We start from the raw sequence: 20,246 nt of genomic DNA on the forward strand, positions 1-20,246 counted from the left end.
CCGGATCAGGTGGGCCGCGGTCATCAGGGGCGGACCGGGGCCGGGTCTCAGCCCATCGCCGCCCGCAGCGACGCCGGGCGCATGTCGGTCCACACGGTGTCGACGTGCGCGGAGCACTCGTCCTTGGTGCCCTTGGTGCCCTCGAACCGCCACCCGGCAGGCACGTCGTGGTGCGCGGGCCACAACGAGTACTGGCCCTCGTCGTTGACCAGGACCTGGTAGGTGATGTCGTCCCTCATGCGTTCTTCTCCTCTTGTGCTTTCGCGTACCCGCGCAGCGTCGGGCTGACTGTGACGAAAATCGTGATGAAGGAAATCCCCACGGCGCACACCACCACGGCGGTAGCCGCCGACAGCGCCTCGGTCAGCACGCCGCCGACCACCGGCCCGAGCGCGCCCGCGCCGCCGACGACCACTCCCATCACCCCGCTGAGCCGTCCTCTCAGCTCGTCGGGGGTGAGCAGCAGCTGGTGGGTGCCGATCGTGGTGTTGGCCGTGGGGGCCAGGAAGCTCATCAGGGCGAACAGCACCCCGATCAGGTAGGTCGACTCCAGCGCCAGGGTGCACGGCACGAGCAGCGTCAGCACCCAGAACACCGCCGCGATGGACCGGTGCGGACCGAGCACGCGGTGCAGCCACGGCGCGGCCAGGGCGCCGAGCACGCCGCCGACGCCCAACATCGCCGCCATGACGCCGATCTCGGCGGTGGACGCGCCGCGCCGCTCCACGAGCACGATGACGACCAGGTAGAACGCGGTGAAGAACAGGTTCAGCACCACCGCGCACAGGGCGGTCACCCGGATCTCGCGCCGGCTCCACACCCACCGCAGGCCCTCGCCGATCGACCGCAGCAGGTGCGGGTGCGACTCGACCGGCTGCGCCGGCGGCACCCGCAGGAACAGCAGCATCACGAACGCGACCACGTGCGTGACCAGGTCGACCAGGAACGGCAGCCACCGCGTCACCGCGAACAGCACGCCGCCCAGCGCCGTGCCGGACATCTGCCCCAGCGACGACCGCGCGCTGTTCATCGCCACCGCGGTCGCCAGCTGGGACTCCGGCACGAGCCGGGGCAGCGTCGCGTCCTCGGCCGGTTCGAACAGCGCCCGGCACACGCCGAGCACCGCGGCCACCGCCATCACGTGCACGACCGACACCTGGTCGGTCACCACCGCGGCCACGAGGCTGCCCAGGGCGAGCACCTGGGCGGCCTCGCAGCACAGCATGATCCGCCTGCGGTCCCACCTGTCGACCAGCGCGCCGGCGGGCAGCCCCACCAGCAGCTGCGCGGTGGCGTCCACGGTGAGCACCAGGGCGGCCAGCACCGGCGAGTCGGTCAGCACCAGCACCAGCAGCGGGAGGGCCAGCATCGAGGCGCTGAACCCCACCTCGGCCAGCGCCTGGCCACCCCACAGCAGCGTGTAGTTCCGGTTGCGCGCCAACGACGTCGTCACAGCGCGCCCCGGCAGTCCGCGGCGATCGCCCGCAGCGCGGCGGCGAAGTCGGCGACCACCGCGCCCACCTCGTCCCCCGAGTGCGCCGAGGGGTAGTAGTACCAGGTGAAGCCCAACGTCTTCCCGGCCTCGCCGACCACGTCGACGGCGTGGTCGCCGACGTCGGCCGGGTCGTGGTCGTGGCCGACCGACGGCAGCACCGCCCGGTACAGCCCGGTGGACTCGGCCGAGCCGCCGTCGAACTGGCCCAGGTAGTTGAACGACACCGCGGGCCGGCCGCGGTCGGGCACCAGGCCGTGCTGCCGCAGCGCCCCGTACCCGAACCCGTTGCCCGGCACCGCCCGCAGCTGCCGGCGCACCGCCTTCACCCGGTCGCGCCAGCTGCCGTCCGGCACCTCCAGCGCCACCGGGAACACCGTGGTGAACCAGCCGACCGTGCGCGAGAGGTCGACGTCGAGCACGTCCTCCCGCCCGTGGCCCTCCAGGTCCACCGCGACCCGCGGCGAGCCGGTCCACCGCGACAGCGCCCAGGCCAGCGCGGCCAGCAGCACGTCGTTGATCCGGGTCCGGTAGGCGGCGGGCGCGCCGCGCAGCAGCGCGTCGGTGTCCTCCTCGGACAGCTCGACGGTGACCGACTCCTGCGCGCCGCTCGGCGCCGGCGCCGGCGGGAACTCCTGGTCCCACCGCTCGACCTCGTCGGCCAGCCCGCCGCCGAGCACGTGGGCCTCCAGCCGCCGCGACCACTCCTGGTACGAGGTGGTCTTGGCGCCGAGGTCGCCGCCCCGGTACGCGGTGTCGAGGTCGTCCAGCAGGATCCGCCACGACACGCCGTCGACCACCAGGTGGTGCGCGACCAGCAGCAGCAGCGGCTGCTCGGCCCGGAACAGCACGGCCCGCAGCAGCGGACCGGTCGCCAGGTCGAACGACGCGTGCACCCGGTCCGCGACCGCCTCCAGCTCGGCCACGCCGTCCACCTCGGTCAGCACGTCGACGTCGCGGACGTCGTCGTTGTGCTGGCGCCACACCCCGTCGACCGAGGTGAACCGCAGCCGCAGCGCGTCGTGGTGGGCCACCAGCGCGCCCAGCGCCCGCCGCAGCGCGGCCACGTCCACCGCCGGGTCCAGCTCGACCAGGTGGGACTGGTTGAAGTGGTGCGGGTTGCGCCGCCCGGAGGTGAGGAACCAGTGCTGGATCGGGGTCAGCGGCACGTCGCCCACCACCGGGGCCCGGTCGGCCGCGGTCGAGTCCTCGACCGAGACGTGCGGCGCGAGCGACGCCACGGTCTGGTGCGCGAACAGGTCCCGGGTGGCGAACCGGTAGCCCGCCTGCCGGGCGCGGGCCACCACCTGCATGCTCAGGATCGAGTCGCCGCCGAGGGTGAAGAAGTTGTCCCGCGCGCCGACCCGCGGCACGTTCAGCACGTCCGCCCACACCGCCGCCAGCGCCTCCTCCACCGGCCCGTCCGGCGCGACGTGGTCCGCGCCGCCGAGCGCGCCGAAGTCCGGCTCGGGCAGCTTCGCCCGGTCCACCTTGCCGTTCGGGCTGATCGGCAGCGCGGCCAGCGGCACGAACGCCGAGGGCACCAGGTAGTCCGGCAGCGACTCGCCCAGGAACTCCCGGACGCCGTCCGGCTGCCCGACCTCGCCGACGACGTACGCGACGAGCCGCTTGTGGCCGCGCGCGTCCGCCCTGGCGACGACGACCGCCTCCCGCACGTCCGGGTGCCGCAGCAGGGCCGTCTCGACCTCGCCCAGCTCGATCCGGAAGCCGCGGATCTTCACCTGCTCGTCGACCCGGCCGACGAACTCCAGCTCACCGGCCGCGGTCCAGCGCGCCACGTCGCCGGTGCGGTACATCCGCGACCCGGCCGGCCCGAACGGGTTCGCCAGGAACCGGGACGCGGTCAGGCCGGGCCGGTCCAGGTAGCCGCGGGCCAGGCCGACGCCGGAGACGTACAGCTCCCCGGGCACCCCGACCGGCACGGGCTGCAGCTCGCCGTCCAGCACGTGCACCCGGGTGCCGGGGACGGGCCGCCCGATCGGCGGCGCGCCGCCGGGCTCCAGCGGCCCGCTCCACGACGTGACCACGGTGGACTCGGTCGGCCCGTAGGCGTTGACCATCCGCCGTCCGGGGGCCCAGCGCCGCACCAGGTCCGCGGAGCAGGCGTCGCCGCCCACGACCAGCGTGCGGAACGTCGGCAGCTTCACGTCCGGCACGGTGGCCAGCGCGACCGGCGGGATCAGCGCGTGCGTCACGCCGTGCCCGTTGACGACCTCGGCCAGCTGGTCGCCGAGCAGCGGCCCCGGCGGCGGCACGACCAGCGCCGCGCCCGCCGGCCACGCCATGCACAGCTCCAGCACCGACGCGTCGAAGCTGGGGGAGGAGAACTCCAGCACCCGGTCGCCGGGCCGCACGTCGAAGTGCTCGACCTCGGCCGCCGAGAACGTGGCCAGGCCGGCGTGCGACACCACCACGCCCTTCGGCCGCCCGGTCGACCCGGACGTGTAGATCACGTACGCCGGGTGCTCCGGCCGCACCGGCACGCCGGGGTCGGTGTCCGGCTGCCCGGACACGTCCACCGGGCCGTCCAGCACGACCAGCGGCCGGGCGTCGGCGACCATGAACGCGATCCGCTCGGCCGGGTAGTCCGGGTCGATGGGCAGGAACGCGGCGCCCGCCTTGAGCACCGCCAGCTCGGCCACCAGCAGGTCGACCGACCGGGGCAGCCGCAGCGCGACGATCCGCTCCGGCCCGGCGCCCAGCCCGATCAGGTGGTGCGCCAGCCGGTTCGCGCGGGCGTTCAGCTCGGCGTAGGTCACGTCGGCCGCGCCGGTCAGCGCCACCGCGTCCGGCGTCCGCGCCACCTGCGCCTCGACCAGCTCCACGAAACCGGGGCCCTCGACCGCCGGTCCGGTGGCGCCCCACCGGGCCACCAGCTCGCGCTCGCCGTCCGGCAGCACCGGCAGCGACCACAGCGGGCGGTCGGCGTCGGCGGCGATCCCGGCCAGCAGCACGCCCAGGTGCTCGACCAGCCGCCCGACCGTGCCCGCGTCGAACAGGTCGGTGTTGTACTCGACCGAGCCCCGGAGCCCGCCGTCGGCGTCCTCGGTGAACTCGACCGTCACGTCGAAGCCGGTGCTCACCACGGGCTGCTCGACGTCCTCCGCCACCAGGTCCGCGAAGCCGGGGGCCTGCGGCGCGTTCTGCAGCGCCACCACGGCCTGGAACAGCGGCGTGCGACTGGTGTCGCGGTCCGGCTGCACCGCGTCCACCACGCGCTCGAACGGCACGTCCTGGTGCGCGAACGCGTCCAGCACGGTGTCGCGCGTGCGGGCCAGGAACTCCGGGAACGTCGCCGACGGCTCGATCCGCGCCCGCAGCGCCACGGTGTTGACGAAGAACCCGATCAGGTCCTGCGTCTCCGGCCGGTCCCGGCCGGAGGCCACCGTGCCCACCGCGAAGTCGTCCTGCCCGGACCACCGGTGGAACAGCACCTCGCACGCGGCCACCAGCGCCATGAACAGCGTGCCGTCCACGGCCCTCGCCAGCTCGCGCAGCCGGTGCGCCACCTCGGCCGGCACGGCGAACTCGGTCTGCGCGCCCGCCGTGGTCTGCACCGGCGGTCGCGGCCGGTCCGTCGGCAGCTCCAGCGCGGGCACGCCCGCCAGCTGCTCCCGCCAGTACGCGAGCTGCGCGTCCAGCGGCTGCTCCCGCTGCCAGGCGGCGAAGTCGCCGTACCGGATCGGCAGCGGCGGCAGCTCCTCGCCGCCGTACAGGGCGGCCAGGTCGGACACCAGCACGCCGCCGGACCAGCCGTCGGTGACGATGTGGTGCATCGTCAGCGCCAGCACGTGGTCGTCCGGCCCGAGCCGCACCAGCGCGGGCCGGAACAGCGGGCCCTCGGCCAGGTCGAACGGCTCCACCGCGGGCAGCGCGTCGACCACCGGCAGCACGACCGGCGCGGCGGGCCGCAACGCGGTCACCGGCAGCCCGTCCACCGCCGGGAACGTGGTGCGCAGCGTCTCGTGCCGCTCGACCAGCGCGGTCAGCGCCCGTTCCAGCCGGGGCACGTCCAGCCCGCCGCGCAGCCGCACGGCCAGCGGCGTCGCGTACTCCGTGCCGCCGGGCGAGAACTGGTCCAGGAACCACAGCCGCTGCTGCGCGAACGACAGCGGCGCGTCGCCCCCGACCCGCGGGATCACCGCGTCGGCCGCGGTCGACCCGGACAGCCGGGCGGCCAGCGCCGCGACCGTCGGGTGGTCGAACACCTCGCGCGGCGAGACGTCGAACGACGACCGCAGCCGCGACACCACCCGGATGCTGGAGATCGAGTCGCCGCCGAGGGTGAAGAAGTTGTCCTCCACACCCACCTCGGCCAGGCCCAGCACGTCCGCCCACACCTCGGCGACCAGTCGTTCGGCGTCGGTGCGCGGCGCGACGAACCCGCCGGCCGCCGACGCCTCGCGCTCCGGGGCGGGCAGCGCGGCCCGGTCCAGCTTGCCGTTGGCGTTGAGCGGCAACCGCTCCAGCGCCACGTACGCGGTCGGCACCATGTAGTCCGGCAACGACCGGGCGACGTGCTCGCGCAGGTCGGCGGCCTCGACCGGCCGACCCGCCGCCGACGCGCCGTCCTCGGTGGCGCCGGCGGGCACGTAGTAGGCGACCAGCCGGTCCTCCCGCACGACCACCGCGACCTGGGTCACCGCGTCGTGCGCCGCCAGCGCCGCCTCGATCTCGCCCAGCTCGATCCGGAAGCCCCGGATCTTCACCTGCTGGTCGGCGCGGCCGAAGTACTCCAGCCGGCCGTCGACCCACCGGGCCAGGTCGCCCGTGCGGTACATGCGCGTGCCCGGCTCGCCGAAGGGGTCGGCGGGGAAGCGCTGCGCGGTCAGGCCGGGCCGGTTGAGGTAGCCGCGCGCCACACCGGGCCCGGCCACGTACATCTCGCCGACCACACCGGGCGCGACCGGCTGCAGCTCGTCGTCCAGCACGTACACCCGCAGGTCGGGGATGGGCACGCCGATCGAGCCGTCGGCGTGCGTCCAGGTGACGTGCACGGTCGTCTCGGTGATGCCGTACATGTTGACCAACGCGCCGGAGCCGCGCCACGGGGCCAGCTTGCGCACGTCCAGCGCCTCGCCGCCGAAGATCACGTACCGGACGTCGAGGTCGGGCGCCTCCTCCAGCAGCTGGTAGAACGCCGACGGCGTCTGGTTCAGCACCGTCACGCCCTCGTCGGCCACCAGCCGGGCGAACTCGCGCGGCGAGCGCGACACCTCGTGGGGCACCACGACGAGCCGGCCGCCGTGCAGCAGCGGACCCCACAGCTCCCAGACCGAGAAGTCGAAGGCGTAGCTGTGGAACAGCGTCCACACGTCGTCCGGCCCGAAGCCGAACCAGTGGTCGGTCTCGCCGAACAGCCGCACCACGTTGCTGTGCGGGATGACGACGCCCTTGGGCTTGCCGGTGGAGCCGGACGTGTAGATCACGTACGCGGCGTGCTCGGGCCGCAGCGGCACGTCCGGCGCGTCCACGGGCATCCCGGACAGGTCCGGCAGGGCTTCCAGGGTCGTCGTCGGCCGCGCGTCGGCGATCATGTGGGCGACCCGGTCGGCCGGGTACGACACGTCCAGCGGCAGGTAGGCAGCGCCCGACTTGAGCACGCCGAGCACCGCGACCACCAGGTCCAGCGAGCGGGGGAACCGCAGCGCCACCAGCGACTCCGGCCCGGCGCCCAGCCCGACCAGGTGGTGCGCCAACCGGTTGGACAGCTCGTCCAGCTCCCGGTAGGTCAGGCTCGCGCCCTCGCACGTCACCGCGGTCGCGCCCGGCGTGCGCGCGGCCTGCGCCGCGAACAGCGCCGGGACGGTGTCCTCGACCGCGCTGCCCGCCGACGTGCCGTTCCACGTCACCAGCACCTGCTCGCGCTCGCCGTCGGACAACCACGGCAGCTCGAACACTCGCCGGCGCGGGTCGGTCCCGATCGCGTCGAGCAACCGGGCCAGCCGGTCGCCGAGCGCGGTGATCGTGCCCTCGTCGAACAGCCGCGGGTCGTAGGTCAGCTCGACGTGCAGCGCGTCGTCCACGTGCGCGCGGACCGTGAGCGGGTAGGTGGTGGTGTCGAGGCCGTCCACCTCGCCGACGCCGGGCGCGCCGTCCGGCGTCTCCTTGTCCACCGGGTAGTTCTCGAACGCCAGCAGGCTGTCGAACAGGCGACCGCCCGTGCCCGACCCGACCCCGGCCAGGCCCTGCACCTGCGCCAGCGACGCGTGCTCGAACTGCCGGGACTCGATCTGCGCGTCCTGCAGCCGGCGCAGCCAGGCGACGACCTCGGCGTCCGGCTCCACCACGACCCTGGCGGGCACGGTGTTGATGAACATGCCGACGATCGACTCGACGCCGGGCAGCTCGGCCGGGCGACCGGACACCGTGCTGCCGAACACCACGTCACGGCGACCGGACGTGCGGGCCAGCAGCAGCGCCCACGCGCCCTGGACCAGGGTGTTGACCGTCAGGCCGTGGGCGCGGGCGACCGCGTCCAGCCGGTCCGCGGGCAGGTCGAGCACGACCTGGGCGGACGACTCGGCCCGGTGCGCCTCGGCGGGCTGCCGGTCGAACGGCAGGGGGGTGGGCGTGTCGAACCCGGCCAGCGCGCCGCGCCAGTACTCCTCGACGGCCGACTGGTCGACCTCGGCGAGCCACGCCAGGTAGTCCCGGAACGGCCGCCGCGCCGGGGCGGCGCCGCCCGCGTACTCGTTCAGCACCTCGCCGAACACCTGCGCCGTGCTCCAGCCGTCCAGCAGCAGGTGGTGCGAGGTCCACAGCAGGTCGACCTCGTCGTCGGACGCGCGCCCGACCACCAGCCGCATCAGCGGCGCCTCGGTCAGGTCCACGCCCGCCGCCGCGTCGGCGGCCACCACCTCGTCGGTGACGTCGGCGTAGGTCACCGGCACGGTCACCCCGCGCCGCACGACCTGCACCGGCTCGTCCAGGCCCTCCCAGGCCACGGCGGTGCGCAGGATCGGCGTGCGGTCGACCACCCGCTGCCACGCCCGCGCCAGCCGGGCCGGGTCGTCCACCCCGGACAGCCGCACCCGGACCTGGTTGAGGTACGCGGTGCCGTCGTCGACCAGGCTGTGGAACAGCATGCCCGCCTGCAGCGGGGTGAGCGGGTAGACGTCCTCCACGTCCCGGTCGACGAGCCGGTCCACCTGGTCGGCGGTCAGCTTCGCCAGCGGGAAGTCCGAGGGCGTGCGGCCCCAGGCGTCGGGGCGGGCGCAGTGCGCGACGATCGCGCGCAGGGCGTCGACCATCCGCTCGGCCAGCGCCCGCACCCCGGCCTCGTCGTGCGCCTCGGTGGAGTACTCCCACTCCACCACCAGCTCGCCCGCCTGCACGGCGGCGGTGAGGTCGAGCGGGTGCGGCCGGAGCAGGTCGTCCGGCACCTCGCGGCCGTGCTCGACGTCGGTGGCGGCGTCCTCGAACCGGCCCAGGTAGTTGAAGCACACCTGCGGCAGCGACCCGGACAGGCCGCGGTCGGAGTACCGCAGCGCCTCGTAGCTCAGGCCCTTGTCGGGCACCGCGCGCAGCTGCTCCTTGACCGCCTTCAGCGCGGTGCCCCAATCGGCTCCGGGCCCCCATTCCCCCTCGGGAACGGACAGGGCCACCGGGAACTCGGCGGTGAACCAGCCGACCGTGCGGGACAGGTCCACGCCGTCGAACAGCTCCTCGCGGCCGTGGCCCTCCAGCGCCACCAGCGCCCGCCCGCCGAACGCCGCCGCCAACGCGGTCAGCAGCACGTCGTTGACCTGCGTGCGGTAGGCGTCCGGGACGGCGGTCAGCAGCGCGTCGGTCTCGGCGCGGCCCAACCGGACCGACACCGTGCGCGCGGAACCGGCCGTCGTCGGCACGCGCTCCTCCACCGGCACGGCCGACCAGTGCGCGAGCGCGGCGTCGAACCGCCCGTCCCGCACGTGCCGGTCGAGCCGGCGGGCCCAGTCGGTGAACGCGGTGCCCTTCGGCCCGAGGTCGCCGCCCGCCAGCGCGGTCTCCAGGTCGGCCAGCACGATCCGCCACGACACCGCGTCGATCACCAGGTGGTGCGCGGTCACGAACAGCCTGCCGTCGGCGAGCAGCACGGCGCGCAGCACCGGGCCGGTGCGCGGGTCGAGGCTCGCGCGGGCCGCCGCGGCCTCGGCGACCAGGTCGTCGGTGTCGGCCACCCGGAACACCTCGGCGGTCCCGACGTCCGCCACCTCCTGCTGCCACACGCCGTCCACCTGCGTGAACCGCAGCCGCAGCGCGTCGTGGTGGTCCACCACGGCCCGCACCGCGCCGCGCACGGCGGCCGGGTCGACGTCGCCCGGCTCGACCACGACCGACATGGTGAAGTGCGCCAGCGGGCCGTACTCGGTGAAGAACCAGCGCTGGATCGGGGTCAGCGGCGCCGGGCCGGCGACCACCTCGTGCGCCGTGCCGGTGTCCGCGGTGGCGGCGAGCGCCAGCTCGGCGACGGTCTGGCGGAGGAACACGTCCTTCGAGGTCAGCTTCAGCCCGGCCTGCCTGGCCCGGGACACGACCTGCATGCTCAGGATCGAGTCGCCGCCAAGGGCGAAGAAGTTGTCCCGCGCGCCGACCCGGTCCACGCCGAGCACGTCGGCCCAGATGTCGGCGAGCGTGGTCGCCACGCCCGCCTCGGGGGCGACGTACCCGGCGTCGGTGAACGTCGGCGCGGGCAGCGCCCGCCGGTCCACCTTGCCGCTCGGCGTCACCGGCAGCGCGTCCAGCGCCACGAACGCCGACGGCACCAGGTAGTCCGGCAGCCGCTGCTTGAGCCAGCCGGCCAGGTCGGCGGACGTGCCCACGGTGTAGGCGACGAGCCGCTGGTGGCCGTTGTGCTCGCGGGCCACCACGGCGGCCTGCGCGACCTCCGGGTGGTGCAGCAGCGCCGCCTCGACCTCGCCCAGCTCGATCCGGAAGCCCCGGACCTTCACCTGGTCGTCGTTGCGGCCCAGGTACTCCAGCTGGTCGCCGACCCACCGCACCCGGTCGCCGGTGCGGTACATGCGGGCGCCGGGCGGGCCGAACGGGTCGGCGACGAACCGCTGCGCGGTCAGGCCGGGCCGGTCGTGGTAGCCGCGGGCCACCTGCGCGCCGCCGATGAACAGCTCGCCGGGCACGCCGACCGGCGCCGGCCGCAGGTCCTCGTCCAGCACGTGGGCGACGAGGTTGGCCAGCGGGCGGCCGATCAGCGCGCGGTCGCCGGTGACCACGGTGGACACCGCGTCCACCGCCGTCTCGGTGGGGCCGTAGTAGTTGTGCGCGGTCGTGCGGGACGCGGCCAGCTCCCGCCACAGCGCGTCGGGCAGCGCCTCGCCGCCGAGCATCACGTGCGCCGGCACGTGCTCGCCGTCGAGGAGCCCGGCGGGCAGGAGCTGCTGCACGTAGGACGGCGTCAGGTCGAGGAAGTCGATCCGGTGCTCGCGCACGTAGTCGACCAGCGCGGCCGGTTCCAGCCGGACGTCGTCGGTGAGCACGTGCAGCTCGTGGCCGTAGGCCATCACGAGCAGGCCCTCCCACGACGTGTCGAACGAGAACACGGCCGTCAGCGCGGCCCGCAGCCGCTGCTCCGGGCCCGCCGGCTCGCCGACGAGCGCGTGCCGGTGGTTGTGCAGCAGGTTGGTCAGCTGCCGGTGCTCGACCACGACGCCCTTGGGCACGCCGGTGGAGCCGGACGTGTAGATCAGGTACGCGGCCTGGTCCGGCCGCACCCGCACGTCGGGCGCGGTGTCGGGCAGCCCGGTCAGGTCCGGCGCGGTGTCCAGCACCAGCGCCGGGTTCGCGTCGCGCAGCAGGAAGTCGATCCGCTCGCGCGGCAGGTCGCGGTCGACCGGCAGGTAGGCCGCGCCCGCCTTGTGCGCGGCCAGGACCGCCACCACGGAGTCGGCCGAGCGCGGCAGCGACACCGCGACCACCCGCTCCGGGCCCGCGCCGTGCGCGAGCAGGTGGTGCGCGAGCCGGTTGGCCCGCGCGTCGACCTCGGCGAACGTCAGCGACGTGGCGCCGCACACCAGGGCGGTCGCGTCGGGGGTGCGCCGCGCCCAGTCCTCGAACACCGCGTGGAACGCGGTGTCGGGCGCCTCCAGCCGCACGCCGTGCCCGTCCGGCTCGTCGCCGAGCAGCAGCGACGCCTCGGCCAGCGGGCGGTCCGGCCGCGCGGTGATCCCGGCCAGCAGCGCGACCAGGTGCCGCGCCATCCGGTCGACCGTCCCGGCGTCGAACAGGTCGGTGCTGTACTCGACCGCCCCGGCGAGCGCGCCGTCCGCCTCGCCGAACTCGAACGACACGTCGCAGGTGGAGCTGAACAGCGGCAGGTCCACCTCCTCGACCCGCAGGCCGGGCAGCTCGGGCACCTCGGTCCCGGTGTTCTGGAGCAGCACCATGGCGTCGAACAACGCGTTGCGGCTCGGGTCGCGGTCCGGCCGCACGGCCTCCACCACGCGCTCGAACGGCACGTCCTGGTGCTCGAAGCCCTCGCGCACGGTGGTGCGCACGTCGGCCAGGAAGTCGTCGAACGACCGCCGCAGGTCCACGGTGGACCGCAGCACGACGGTGTTGACGAACAGGCCGACCACGTCGTCCAGCTCGGCCCGGCCGCGACCGGACACGGCGGTGCCCACCGCGATGTCGTCCTGACCGGTGTAGCGGGCCAGCAGCACCTGCGTGGCCGCCACCAGGGCGGTGAACAGGGTGTCGCCGCGCCGCGCCGCCAACGCCTTCAGGGCGTCCGCGACCGGTGCGGGGATGGTGAACCGGTGCACCGCGCCCGCGGCGCTGCGCACGGCCGGGCGCGGTCGGTCGGTGGGCAGCTCCAGCGGCGGCACGCCGACCAGGCGCTCGGCCCAGTAGTCCACCGGCGGGTCCTGCCGCCACTGCGAGTAGTCCGCGTACTGCAGGGCCGCCGGGGGCAGGTCCTGCCCCGCGTACAGCGCGCCGAGGTCCCGGGCCAGCACGCCCGACGACCAGGCGTCGGTGACGATGTGGTGCAGCGTCAGCACCAGCACGTGCTCCTCGGGCTCCACCCGGACCAGCCGGGCCCGCAGCAGCGGCCCGCGGCGCAGGTCGAACGGCGTGCCGACCTCCTCGCGCAGCACCGCTTCCCACGAGCCGTCCTCGACGGCCAGCGGCACCTCGAACGGCTCGTGCACGACCTGCACGCCGTCGTCGAACGTGGTGCGCAGCGACTCGTGCCGCGCGACCAGCCCGTCCACCGCGCGCCGCAGCGCGTCCACGTCCAGCGGCCCGCGCAGCCGCAACGCGGTCGGCGTCACGTACTCGGTGCTGCCCACCTCGAACTGGTCCAGGAACCACAGCCGCCGCTGCGCGGGGGACTGCGGGCGGACCAGCGGGAGGTGGTCGCCATCGCGCGGGATCACCGGGATGGCGGCCACCTCCACATCGCCGGGGCCCGCACCGTGGAGGATGGCGGTGGCGAGCCCGGACACCGTGGGGTGTCGGAACACCGCGCGCGGCGAGAGCTGCATCCCGAACGCCGCGCGCAACCGGGAGGTCACCCGGATGCTGAGGATGGAGTCACCGCCGAGGCGGAAGAAGTCGTCCAGCGCGCCGACCCGCTCCAGCCCGAGGACGTCGGCCATGACGGCGGCGACGACCTCCTCGGCCTCGGTGCGCGGCGCGACGAACTCGCCGGACAGGTCCGGCTCGGGCAGCGCCCGCCGGTCCAGCTTGCCGCTGGGCGACAGGGGCAGCCGGTCGAGCACCACCACGGCCGACGGCACCAGGTAGTCCGGCAGCGATTCGGCCAGCGCCGAGCGGGGGTCGGACTCCGGCGTGCCGGTCACGTACCCGATGAGCCGGTTGTCCCGCACCACCACGGCGGACTCGCGCACGCCCGGCACGGCCAGCAGCGCCGCCTCGACCTCGCCGGGCTCGATCCGGAAGCCCCGGATCTTCACCTGGTCGTCGGTGCGGCCCAGGTACTCCAAGGCGCCGTCGGCGAGCCACCGCACCCGGTCGCCGGTCCGGTACATCCGCGCGCCGGGCGTGCCGCCGAACGGGTCGGGCACGAACCGGGCGGCGGTCAGGCCGGGCCGGTCCAGGTAGCCGCGCGCGACCTGCCTGCCCGCGAGGAACAGCTCGCCGGGCACGCCGGGCGGCACCGGGCGGAGGTCGGCGTCCAGCACGTACGCGGCCAGGTTGGCCAGCGGTCGGCCGATCAGCGGCCGGTCGCCGACCACGCGGGTCGCCACCGAGTCCACCGCGACCTCGGTCGGGCCGTAGTAGTTGAAGCCCTCGACCGGCGAGTCGGCCAGCTCGCGCCACAGCGGCGCGTCCACCGCCTCGCCGCCGACCATGATCGCGCGCAGCCCCGACCGCAGCAGGCCGGCCGGGATGAGCTGGCGGGCGTAGGTCGGGGTCAGGTCGACCACCCCGATGCCGTGTTCGACCAGGTAGGCCACCAGCGCGGTCGGGTCCAGCCGCAGCTCCTCGTCGACGACGTGCAGCTCGTTGCCGTCGGCCAGGAACAGCAGGCCCTCCCACGACGTGTCGAACGAGAACGTCGCGGTGACCGCGAACCGGGTCTTGCCGTCCTCGGTCAGCGGCGCGATCAGGTCGCGCCGGTTGGCGTGGAACAGGTTGGCCAGCTGCCGGTGCTCGACCACGACGCCCTTGGGCGTGCCGGTGGAGCCGGACGTGTAGATCAGGTACGCGGCCTGCTCGGGCCGCACCCGCACGTCGGGCGCGGCGCCGGGCAGCCCGGCCAGGTCCGGCACGGCGTCCAGCACCAGCGCCGGGTTCGCGTCGCGCAGCAGGAAGTCGACCCGCTCGCGCGGCAGCCCGGGGTCGACCGGCAGGTACACCGCGCCCGCCTTGAGCACGGCGAGCACGGCCACCACGAGGTCGGCGGTCCGGGGGAGCAGCACCGCGACGGCCCGCTCGGGCCCGGCGCCGTGCGCGAGCAGGTGGTGCGCCAGCCGGTTGGCCCGCGCGTCCAGCTCGGCGAACGTCAGCGAGGTGTCGTGGAACACCAGGGCTGTCGCGTCCGGCGTCCGGCGCGCCTGCTCGGCGAACACCTCGGGGAACAGCGAGGGCGGCGTGTCCAGCGCGGTCCGGTTCCACTCCACCAGCACCTGGTGGCGCTCGGCCTCCGACAGCCACGGCAGCTCGGAGATCCGGACGCCGGGGTCGGCCGCGATCGCCGCGACCAGCTCGCGCAGCCACCCGGCCAGCCGCTCGGCGGTGGCGGCGTCGAACAGCTCCGGGTCGTAGGCCAGGTCGAGGTCGAGCCGGTCGGTCATCGACGCGCTCACCGTCAGCGGCACGGTGGTGTTGTCGACGGAGTGCACCTCGACCACCCGCGGCCCGGCGGTCTCCCGGTCGAACGGGTAGTTCTCGAACACCACGACGCTGTCGAACAGCCGGGCGCCGACCCAGGACTGGATCTCGGCCAGCGACGTGTGCTCGAACCGCCGCGACTCGCTCTGCGCCGCCTGGAACCCGCGCAGCCACGCGCCGACCTCGGCGGAGCCGTCCACCACCGCCCTGGTCGGCACGGTGTTGATCAGCATGCCGATCATGGACTCGACGCCGGGCAGCTCGGCCGGGCGGCCGGACACCGTGCTGCCGAACACCACGTCGGGCTCGCCGGACACGCGGGCCAGCAGCAGCGCCCACGCGCCCTGCACGACGGTGTTCACGGTCAGCCCGGCGCGCTGGGCCGCGTCGCCGAGGTCCAGCGAGAACCGCACCGACGCGGACGCCTCGCCGCGGTGGTCGCCGCCGGGCTGCCGGTCGAACGGCAGCGCCGCCGGTCCGTCCACGTCGGACAGCACGGCCCGCCAGTGCGCCTCGGCCTCCGCGCCGTCCTGCTCGGCCAGCCACCGCAGGTAGTCGCGGAACGGCCGCCGCGCGGGCAGCCGGGCCGGGACGCCGGTGGTGATCGCCCGGTACTGCTCCAGCACCTCGCCGAACACCTGCGCGGTGCTCCAGCCGTCCAGGATCACGTGGTGCGACGACCACACCAGCTCGACCCGGTCGCCGCCGAGCGGCGTGACCCGCACCCGCAGCAGCGGCGCGACACCGAGGTCGAACGGGTCGTCGAGGCCGCCGGTCGGCAGCTCCACGCCGCGGCGCACGACCTGCACCGGCTCGGCCACGCCGTCCCACACCACGCTCGACCGCAGCACGGGCGTCCGGTCGACCACGCGCTGCCACGCCAGGGCCAGCGCCGCCGGGTCGCCGACGCCGTCGAGCACCAGCCGCATCCGGTCCACGTACGCGCCCGGCTCGACCAGGCTGTGGAACACCATGCCCGCCTGCAACGGGGTCAGCGGGTAGATGTCCTCCACGTCCGGCCCCGCGAGCGCGTCGACCTGCTCCTGGGTGAGCCTGGCCAGCGGGAAGTCCGACGGCGTGCGGCCACCGACGCCGGGGAGGGCGCAGTGCGCGACGATTTCGCGCAGCGCCTCGGCGGTCCGCTCGGCCACCCGCCGCACGGTCGCCTCGTCGTGCACGTGATCGGAGTAGGTCCAGCTCAGCTCCAGCTCGCCGTGCTCGACCACGCCGGTCACGTCGATCAGGTGGCTGCGCGTCTCGTCGGGCGCCAGGTCCTCGCCCGCCGACTCGCCGCGGCCCCGGAAGAAGCCGCCGCCGGCGACGTCGAACCGGCCGTGGTAGTTGAACGAGACCTCGGGCAGCGGACCGCCGCCCGGCTGCCCGTGGTCGAGGGCGCCGAAGCTCAGGCCCTTGTGCGGCACCGCGCGCAGGGACTCCTTGACCGACTTGAGCGTGCGGCCCCAGTCGGCGCCGTCGCCGTCGCCGAACGTCCGCAGCACCACCGGGAACTGCGAGGTGAACCAGCCGACCGTGCGGGACAGGTCGACACCGGGCAGCAGCTCCTCCCGGCCGTGGCCCTCCAGCGCCACGCCCACCTCGTCGCGCCCGGTCCACTCGGCCAGCGCCCGGCCGACCGCGCTCAGCAGCACGTCGTTGACCTGCGTGCGGTACACCGGCGGCACGGCGGTCAGCAGCGCGTCCGTGGTCCCGCGGTCCAGCCGCACGGACACCACGCGCGCCGAGCCGGCCGTGTTGGGGCCCTCGTGGTCCACCGGCAACGCCTCGGGCGCGGGCAGCGCGGCCCAGTGGTCCCGGGCGCCGTCCAGCGCGCCGGACCGGACGTGCTCGTCCAGCCGGTGCGCCCACTGCGTGAACGACGTGCCGACGGGCTCCAGCGCCGCGCCGCGGTAGGCCCGCTCCAGGTCGCCGAGCAGGATGCGCCACGACACGCCGTCCATGGCGAGGTGGTGCGCGGTCAGCAGCAGCTTCGGCCGCGCGCCGGGGAAGAGCACCACGCGCAGCAGCGGCCCGTCGCCGATGTCCAGGCCGCGCTGGGCGTCCCGGGCGGCGGCTTCGACGTCGTCGTCCTCGGCGATCCGGAACACGTCCGGGCCCGCGTCCGCGACCTCCTGCGCCCACCGGCCGTCGACCTGCCGGAACCGCAGCCGCAGCGCCTCGTGGTGCCCGACCGCGGTCCGCACGGCGGCGCGCAGCGCGTCGGCGTCGACCTCCGGGTCCAGCTCCAGCAGCAGCGTCATCGTGTAGTGCGCCAGCGGGCCGTGCTCGGCGAAGAACCACCGCTGGATCGGGGTGAGCGGCGCGGGTCCGGTGAACAGCCGCTCCGGCTCCTCCTCAGCCCGCACCGAGGTGACCAGCGCCAGCTCCGCGACGGTCTGGTGCCGGAACACGTCCCGCGAGGTCAGGTGCAGCCCGGCCTGCCTGGCCCGGGACACCAGCTGGATGGACAGGATCGAGTCGCCGCCGACGGTGAAGAAGTTGTCCTCCACACCGATCCGCTCGACGCCGAGGACTTCGGCCCAGATCCGGGCCAGCTCGGCTTCGACCGGCGTGCGCGGCGCGACGAACTCGCCGTCGCCGACCGCCTCGGGCGCGGGCAGGGCGGCCCGGTCCAGCTTCCCGTTCGGCGTCAGCGGCAGGCGGTCCAGCTCGACGAACGCCGACGGCACCGAGTACTCCGGCAGCGAGCGCCGCAGGTGCTCGCGCAGGTTCGCCGGGCCGGTCGTGACGACGTAGCCGACCAGCCGGGTGTGCCCGTTGTCGGCGCGCGCCACCACGGCGGCCTCGGTGACGTCCGGGTGGCTCAGCAGCGCGGCCTCGACCTCGCCCGGCTCGATCCGGAAGCCGCGGATCTTGACCTGCTCGTCGGTCCGGCCGAGGTATTCCAGGACTGCCGACCGCGGCCCGTTGTCGGCTCCGCCGACGGTGACCCACCGCACCCGGTCACCCGTGCGGTACATCCGGGCGCCGGGCTCGCCGAACGGGTCGGCGAGGAACCGGTCGGCGGTCAGGCCGGGCCGGTCCAGGTAGCCGCGGGCCACCTGCGGCCCGCCGACGAACAGCTCGCCGGGCACGCCGACCGGCAGCGGCCGCAGGTCCTCGTCCAGCACGTGCGCGGTCAGGTTCGCCACCGGTCGGCCGATCACCGGCCGGTCGCCGCCGATCGGCGTGTACACCGCGTCGACCGTGGTCTCGGTCGGGCCGTAGAAGTTGTAGGCCCGCAGTCCGCTGCGCGCCAGCTCGTTCCACAGCGCCGCGCCGATCGCCTCGCCGCCCAGCAGCAGGATCCTCGGGCCCCTGCCGGGGCCGAGCAGGCCGGCCGACAGCAGCTGCTGCACGTAGGACGGCGGCAGGTCGAGCAGGTCGACGTCGTGCCGCTCGGCGTAGTCGATCAGGGTGACGGCGTCCAGCCGGACGTCGTCGGTGAGCACGTGCAGCTCGTGGCCGTCGGCCATGAGCAGGATGCCCTCCCACGACGTGTCGAACGAGAACACGGCGGAGAGCGCGACGCGCAATCGTTCGCCGGCGAACTCGTCGCGGTGGTTGTGCATCAGGTTCAGCAGCGCGCGGTGCTCCACCACGACGCCCTTGGGCCGCCCGGTGGAGCCGGACGTGTAGATGACGTACGCGGCGTGCTCGGGGCGCAGCGGCACGACCGGGTCGGTGTCGGGCAGACCGGTGGTGTCGACCGGCGCGTCGAGCACGTGCGCCGCGCCGGAGTCCTCCAGCAGGTAGCGCCGGCGGGCCTCGGGCAGGCCGGGGTCGACCGGCAGGTACACCCCGCCCGCCTTGAGCACGCCGAGGATGCCGATCACGGCCTCGACGCCGCGCGGCAGCGACAGGGCGACGATCCGCTCCGGCCCGACGCCCTCCGCGATGAGGTGGTGGGCCAGCCGGTTGGCCCGCGCGTTCAGCTCGGCGAAGGTCAGCTCGTCGCCCTCGCAGACCAGGGCCGTCGCGTCCGGCGTGCGCCGGGCCTGCGCCTCGAACACCGCCGGGAACGTGGTGGCGGGGACGGCCAGCTCCCGGCCGCGGCCGGTCGGCTCGTCGCCGAGCAGCAGCGACAGCTCGACCATCGGCCGGTGCGGGTCGGCGGTGATCCCGGCCAGCAGCACGAGCAGGTGCCGCGCCATCCGGTCGACGGTGTCGGCGTCGAACAGCTCGGTGCTGTACTCGACCAGGCCGTGGATGCCGTCCTCGGTCTGGGTGAAGTCGACGCTCAGGTCGAAGTTCGCCCACTCGCGGGTGAGCGGCTGCTCCTCGACCAGCAGGCCGGGCAGCTCGGGCAGCGCGCGGCCGGCGTTCTGCAGCACGACCATCACGTCGAACAGCGGCGTCCGGCTCGGGTCGCGGGTCGCGCCGACCGCCTCCACCACCCGGTCGAACGGCACGTCGTCGTGCGCGAACGCGTCCAGCGCGGTGCGGTTGACCTCGGCCAGGAACTCGGCGAACGACCGTGAAGTGTCCACTGTGGACCGGAGCACGACGGTGCCGACCAGGAAGCCGACCAGGCCGGCCAGCTCGGGCCGGCCCCGGCCGCTGGTGACCGTGCCGATCGCGACGTCGTCCTGGCCCGAGTACCGGGCCAGCAGCAGCTGGCAGGCGGCGGTCAGCGTGGTGAACAGCGTGGTCTCGTTGACCCGGGCCAGCTCGGCCAGGTCGCCGGCCAGCCGGGCGGGCACCGCGAACTCGTGCGTGGCGCCCGCGGACGTGCGCTCGGCGGGCCTCGGCCGGTCGGTGGGCAGCTCCAGCGGCACGACGCCCGCGAGCCGGTCGACCCAGAAGCCGGTGTCCACCGGCCGGCCGCGCTGCCAGACGGCGTAGTCGGCGTACTGCAGCGCGGGCGGGTCCAGGGCCTCGCCCCGGTACAGCGCGCCCAGCTCCTCGGTCAGCAGGCCGAGCGACCAGCCGTCCACCACGATGTGGTGCGACGTCAGCAGCAGCACGCGCACGTCGGCGGACTCGGTGAGCAGGGCCGCCCGGAACAGCGGCCCGGTGCGCAGGTCGAACGGCCGGTCCAGCTCGGCCCGCAGGTCGTCGGTGGCGACCACGGCGAAGTCGACGTCGTCGTGCACCACCTGCACCGGGTGGCCGTCGACCTGGTCGAACGTGGTGCGCAGCGACTCGTGCCGGCGCAGCAGCCCGCGCAGCGCCGCGGTGAGGCGGGGCAGGTCGAGCGCGCCGGTGAGCCGCAGCGCGATGGCGCTGGTGTACTCGGTGCTCTCCGGCTGGAACTGGGAGAGGAACCACAGCCGCTGCTGGCCCGCGGACAGCGGCAGCGGCTCGTCCCGCGGCGCGGGCGGGATCACGTCGGCCTTCGGCCGGTCGGTCGCCTTGCCCGCGAGGCGGGCGCGGAGGCGTTCCCGCAGGTGCTCCGGCAGCGCGGAGATGCGGTCGTTCTTGGACGCGGTCATTCCGG

3 protein-coding genes are annotated in these 20,246 nt (G+C 74.9%); all 3 read right to left on the bottom strand.

Annotated elements, in window-relative coordinates; genetic code table 11:
- Positions 1-47: 47 nt before the first annotated feature.
- The 3 genes from AB0F89_RS21495 to AB0F89_RS21505 are packed head-to-tail and all read right to left on the bottom strand — an operon-like array spanning position 48 to position 20,241.
- Complete coding sequence (locus AB0F89_RS21495) at positions 48-239, bottom strand: MbtH family protein (RefSeq protein ID WP_367127289.1); 192 nt, start codon at positions 237-239, stop codon at positions 48-50.
- The gene (locus AB0F89_RS21500; RefSeq protein WP_367127290.1) at positions 236-1,453 is read right to left on the bottom strand and encodes an MFS transporter; all 1,218 of its coding nucleotides are present in this window, start codon (positions 1,451-1,453) and stop codon (positions 236-238) included. Before AB0F89_RS21500 ends, AB0F89_RS21495 begins: the two co-directional genes overlap by 4 nt.
- Positions 1,450-20,241 (bottom strand): non-ribosomal peptide synthase/polyketide synthase, encoded by an 18,792-nt coding sequence (locus AB0F89_RS21505; RefSeq protein WP_367127291.1) that lies wholly within the window; start codon positions 20,239-20,241, stop codon positions 1,450-1,452. The genes AB0F89_RS21500 and AB0F89_RS21505 overlap by 4 nt, the downstream gene beginning before the upstream one ends.
- Between the last annotated feature and the right edge of the window lie 5 nt (positions 20,242-20,246).

This window comes from Saccharothrix sp. HUAS TT1, from assembly GCF_040744945.1.
In the GTDB taxonomy this organism is placed as follows: Bacteria; Actinomycetota; Actinomycetes; order Mycobacteriales; family Pseudonocardiaceae; genus Actinosynnema.